Annotated in this window: 4 protein-coding genes; 2 read left to right on the top strand and 2 right to left on the bottom strand. The window is 74.8% G+C overall.

The annotated features are described in order from the left end of the window. Window positions 1-425 (bottom strand): PAS domain-containing protein (locus tag KN815_RS48350; RefSeq protein ID WP_216348107.1); only part of this gene is annotated, 425 nt, incomplete at its 3' end. Between the two features lie 156 nt (window positions 426-581). On the opposite strand from KN815_RS48350, the gene KN815_RS48345 reads away from it, so the two are divergent. Then, complete coding sequence (locus tag KN815_RS48345) at window positions 582-1,370, top strand: GAF and ANTAR domain-containing protein (protein ID WP_216348106.1); 789 nt, start codon at window positions 582-584, stop codon at window positions 1,368-1,370. Here KN815_RS48345 and KN815_RS48340 read toward each other — a convergent pair. Next, on the bottom strand, window positions 1,294-1,836 hold the full coding sequence (locus KN815_RS48340) for a hemerythrin domain-containing protein (protein ID WP_216348105.1): 543 nt from the start codon (window positions 1,834-1,836) through the stop codon (window positions 1,294-1,296). The two genes, KN815_RS48345 and KN815_RS48340, sit on opposite strands and share 77 nt — an antisense overlap. A gap of 115 nt (window positions 1,837-1,951) precedes the next feature. On the opposite strand from KN815_RS48340, the gene KN815_RS48335 reads away from it, so the two are divergent. Next, a partial coding sequence (locus KN815_RS48335; RefSeq protein WP_216348104.1) for an aminotransferase class I/II-fold pyridoxal phosphate-dependent enzyme occupies window positions 1,952-2,756 on the top strand: 805 nt, incomplete at its 3' end.

Here is a 2,756-nt window from a genome sequence, read left to right as displayed (position 1 = left end):
CGCGCCACCGCGGCGACCTGCGAGCGCAGCGCCGCCTGCCCGTCGCGCCGCAGCGAGGCGGCGAGCGGGCGCCCGGTGGCGTATCCGGCGCGGGTGTGGAAGAGCTGGGTGGCGGCGAAGTTCATGCGCCGCACCACGGTGTCGCGGTCCAGCAGGACCGCGGGGACCGGCAGCCGCTGGAACAGCGCCCGCAGCAACTGCTGCTCCTGCGGGTCGGCCCGGCCTCCGCCAGGGCTCCGGGAGGCCGTCGTCAGCTCCTCGTGGCGCGGCCACAGCACGTCGACCACATGCTGGAGCTCGAAAAGAGCGGCGTCCAGCAAGGACAGCCGCTCCTGCGGGGGCAGCGAGGCCCGCGCGGTCCGCAATTCGTCCACCCGTCTGCGGAAGTCTGTCAGCTCCGCACCAAACTCCTGAGCGCCTGGCATGGGCACACCGTAGCCTGACCGGACGCGGTGGACGGCCCGGGTGCCGTTTTCCGCTCAATGCCGTGGGAAGGCGAAGAAATCGGGGCCCGGACGGGGACGGGGCCGTAAACGCACATCGCACCGGAGCGAAACCGAGCGAAAGGAGCGGACCCGGCGATGCCCGACCGTACGCACATCCGCCCGGCCTGCCAGACCGGCGCGCCCTCCCTCGGCCGCGGCCTGGCCGAACTGGCCGAGCAGGCCGCCGCGGGCACGCCCGACAGTTGCGGGGCCACCGCCACCGCCGTGCTCGCCGAGGAGTCCCCCGGCACCGCGGCCGCCGACCGGACCACGGCGGCCACCCACCCCGATCTGTCCGCGCTGGTGTCGGTCCAGATGCGCGCCGGGGAGGGCCCGATCCTCGCGGCGCTCGACACCGGCCGCCCGGCCGGCGCCGACGATCTGCTCCACGACGACCGCTGGCCGCGCTACCGGGCCCGGGCGCTGGACGCGGGCGTCCGGTCCACCGCCACCCTGCCCTTCGTCTGCGACGGGCTCACCGTGACCGTCTCGGTCTACGGGCTGCGCCCCGGCCCCCTGAAGGAGGCCGCCCAGGGCGCCACCGAGCTGCTCGGCGACCTGGCCACCGAGAGCATGGCCCGGGACCGGCTCTACCGCGCCGCCCTCGTCCAGGTCGACCAACTGGACACCGCGCTGCGCACCCGGCCCGTGGTCGACCAGGCGTGCGGCATCGTCATGTACGTCCTGGGCTGCGACCCGGACCAGGCGTTCGACCTGCTGCGCCGGCTCTCCCAGCGGACCAACAACAAGCTGGCCGAACTCGCCGGGACCGTGGTGCGCACCCGCGGCCGTGGCCTGGAGAAGGAGCTCATCGCGTTCGGCCGGTCAGCCGCTCCCGGACCCGGTCGGCCAGCGTCCGGCCCGGACCGGGACCTTCCGGGCTGACCGGGGGCACGCCCCGCGCCGCGGCCGTCGCCTCGCCGACGCGCAGGCCCAGCATCATCCGCTCCTCCGGGGTGAGCCGCTCCCGCAGCTCGGGGAAGACGAGATCCTCCTCGCCGCGGATATGCATCGACATCACGTCCATCAGATCCCGTACCAGCGGGTCGAACCGCCGGTCCCGGGGGTCCACGGCGTCCAGGTCGGACAGGATCCGCTCGGCCTCGGTCAGCTCCTCGATCTCCTCGTCGGCGATCCGGTCGCCGTTCGGCAGCGCCTTGCGGACCGTGGGATACAGATAGCTCTCCTCGGCCACGGAGTGCCGCACCACCTCCACCGTCATCCGGTCGACGAGCTGCCGCCGCTGGTCGGGGTCGGTGGTGGCACGGTACCCCTCGAAGAGATGGCGCACCGCGTGGTGGTCCGCGGTGAGGACGTCCACCACATCGTGCTGTTCCGGCGTCGCTGTCATGGCGCCCGGGTCCCCCGGCCGCCTTCCGCGAAACGGCGCCGGAGATCTGCGAAGGTGGACAGAAGGTGGACATACGCAGGCGGTGACGCGTCCGGCACGGGCGGAGGTGTGGCGAATGCAGCGGCAGTGGACCGCCCCGGCTCCGGCGGACCGGGACGACGGCGGGCTGCCGGTCCTCCCGGAGCTGCTCGACAGCTTCGTCGCGGCGGCCGGCCACACCGCGCCGGAGCCGGTCGGCGGCTCGGCCGGGCTGCGCTCGGCGACCTGCGGCTACTGGTCGCGGCGCGGGCTGTGGACCGACCCGGAGCATGTCGTGGTCGCCCCCGGCGCCGAGCCGCTGTTGCTGGCGCTGCTCGCCTCGGCCCCCGGCGGCGATGTGCTGCTGCCCCGCCCCTGCGCCGCCTGGTACGCGCCGCTGGTGCGGCTGGTGAACCGGCGCGCCCACCACGCGCCCGTCCCGGCCGAATGCGGTGGGCTGCCCGATCCGTTCGCGCTGCTGGAGATCGTCCGCAGGATCCGCGCCGAGGGCGGGGTGCCCCGGGTCCTGCTGCTGTCGGTGGCCGACGACCCCACCGGCACCGTGGCCCCGCCCGAGCTGCTGCACGAGGTGTGCGAGGCGGCCGTGGCCGAGGGGCTGCTGATCGTCAGCGATGAGACCTGGCGGGACACCGTCCACCATCCCCATGGCACGGTGCTGCTCAGCCCCGCCGAGATGAACCCGGAGAACGTGATCGTGCTCTCCGATCTGGTGGGCGCCTTCACTCCGGCGGGCTGGCCCGCCGCGATGGCCCGGTTCCCGGCCACCGAGCGCGGGGTGGAGCTGCGCGGCCGGGTGCTGTCCCTGCTCACCGCCGTACGCTCCGGGCTGCCCGCGCCCGTCGCCGCGGCCGCCGCGTACGCCCTCGGCGAGCCCGAGCCGG

Source organism: Streptomyces niphimycinicus (assembly GCF_018883605.1).
GTDB classification, from domain to species: Bacteria; Actinomycetota; Actinomycetes; order Streptomycetales; family Streptomycetaceae; genus Streptomyces; species Streptomyces niphimycinicus.
Note: the sequence above shows the minus strand (reverse complement) of the source record. Positions and strands in the feature narration are given on the sequence as shown.

What these genes read in the sequence shown, in the direction of transcription:
- KN815_RS48345 (WP_216348106.1), top strand. Translation starts at nt 582, where the DNA reads ATGCCCGACCGTACGCACATCCGCCCGGCCTGCCAGACCGGCGCGCCC.
- KN815_RS48340 (WP_216348105.1), bottom strand. Translation starts at nt 1,836, where the DNA reads ATGACAGCGACGCCGGAACAGCACGATGTGGTGGACGTCCTCACCGCG.